Source organism: Olsenella sp. CU969 (assembly GCF_905219715.1).
Lineage (GTDB): Bacteria > Actinomycetota > Coriobacteriia > Coriobacteriales > Atopobiaceae > Granulimonas > Granulimonas faecalis.
Genome location: NZ_CAJMXC010000140.1, coordinates 1 through 1948, shown reverse-complemented (window position 1 = coordinate 1948; position 1948 = coordinate 1). Strand labels below are relative to the sequence as shown.

The following is a 1948-nucleotide window of genomic DNA, read 5'->3' as shown; positions in this document are numbered from 1 at the left end:
GCCCTGAGGCGCTCCCCTCGTTCGGCTACGATGGGAACCGCGGGAGCGAGAGGCCCGCCGTGCCGCAGGCAGCGGCAAAACCAGGGAGAGAAGGGGAGGCCCAATGACAGACAGGCCCGTCAATCGCGCGCTGGTCTCGGTAACCGACAAGACCGGCGTGGTGGAGTTCTGCCGACAGCTCCAGGACACCTACGGCGTCGAGATCGTCTCCACCGGCGGCACGGCCAAGGCCCTGACGGCCGGCGGCGTGGACGTGGTCNAGATCGGCGACTATACCGGCTTTCCGGAGATGATGGGCGGCCGCGTGAAGNCGCTGCACCNCAAGGTCCACGGAGGCCTCCTCGCCCGCCGCGACGATGCCGGCCACATGGCCGAGGCCGAGGAGCACGGCATCCCGATGATCGACCTCGTGTGCGTCAACCTCTACGAGTTCGAGAAGACCGTCGCCTCGCCCGATGTCACGTTCGCGGACGCCGTGGAGCACATCGACATCGGCGGCCCGTCCATGCTCCGCTCCGCCGCCAAGAACTCCGACAGCGTCACCGTGGTGTGCGACCCGGCCGACTACCCCGACATCCTCGACNNCATNGCCGCCCATGGCGGCGNCACCTCCCTCGAGNTGCGCCGCCGCCTCCAGGTGAAGGCCTATACCACCACCGCGGCCTATGACACAGCCATCTCCACGTGGCTCGCCGGCCGCCTCGCCGAGGACGAGGGCGCCGAGGCCACGGCGTTCCCCGAGCGCCTCACCGTGGGCCTCACCAAGCAGGAGGACCTCCGCTACGGCGAGAACCCGCACCAGGCGGCCGCGNTCTACCGCGAGGACGACGCCCCGGCCCACTCGCTGGCCAACGCCGTGCAACTCAACGGCAAGCCGCTCTCCTACAACAACCTCCTCGACACCGACGCTGCGTGGGCGGCCGTCCGCGAGTTCGACGAGCCCGCGTGCATCATCCTCAAACATCAGAACCCCTGCGGCTCCGCCGTGGCCGAGGATGTCACCGCCGCCTACGACAAGGCCTACGCCTGCGACCCCGTGAGCGCCTTCGGCGGCATTATCGCCTGCAACCGCGAGGTGCCCCTCTCGCTCGTGGAGCACTTCGCCGACGTCAACAAGCAATTCGTGGAGGTGCTCATCGCCCCGTCGTTCACCGACGAGGCCCTGGAGCGCCTGGCGCGTCGCAAGAACCTGCGCGTGCTGGCCACCGGCGGTGTGGACGCCCCGGCGGCGCTGGAGATGCGCACGGTGGACGGCGGCCTGCTCGTGCAGGAGGTCGACCGCGTGACCGAGACGNCCGACNACTACCGTGTGGTCACCGAGCGGCAGCCCACCGAGCAGGAGCTCCANGACCTGGAGTTCGGCTGGAAGGTGGTCAAGACCGTGAAGTCCAACGCCATCCTCGTGGCCAAGGACGACGCCGGCATCGGCATGGGGCCGGGCCAGCCCAACCGCGTGGACTCCGCCATGATCGCCTGCGACCGCNCCCACAGGGCGTGTGAGCGNATGGGGNTGGCGCCGNAGAACCTCGCCGCCGNGAGCGACGCGTTCTTCCCGTTCCGCGACGACGTCGACGAGCTCGCGGCCCGCGGCGTGACCGCCATCATCCAGCCCGGCGGCTCCGTGCGCGACGAGGAGGTCATCGCCGCCTGCAACGAGCTCGGCATCGCGATGGTCTTCACGGGCAGGAGGCACTTCCGCCACTAGGGCCGAGGGCCGTCGGGCCGACAGGGGGTCGAGGGGCGGGATGCCTCTCGGCCCCCTGTCCAGTTGACCGGGCATTTTTGCCGCCGCTTTCGTGACAGAGGTGCCTGGCGTGACAGAGGTGCCTGGCCCATCTGTCACTTAGTATATTGCTATATTGATGGAAGATGCGCACCAGGGACACCGTGTGGCGCCTGGAGGGCCCGACCGACGTGACGGCGGCTCAACCGTGATGTGGGACAAATG

The 1948-nt window shown here is 69.0% G+C and carries 1 protein-coding gene; it reads left to right on the top strand.

Annotation, left to right across the window (positions count from 1 at the left end):
• The first annotated feature begins 103 nt into the window (after nt 1-103).
• The gene (gene purH / locus JX283_RS08220; RefSeq protein WP_204830140.1) at nt 104-1705 is read left to right on the top strand and encodes a bifunctional phosphoribosylaminoimidazolecarboxamide formyltransferase/IMP cyclohydrolase; all 1602 of its coding nucleotides are present in this window, start codon (nt 104-106) and stop codon (nt 1703-1705) included.
• The last annotated feature ends 243 nt before the right edge of the window (nt 1706-1948 follow it).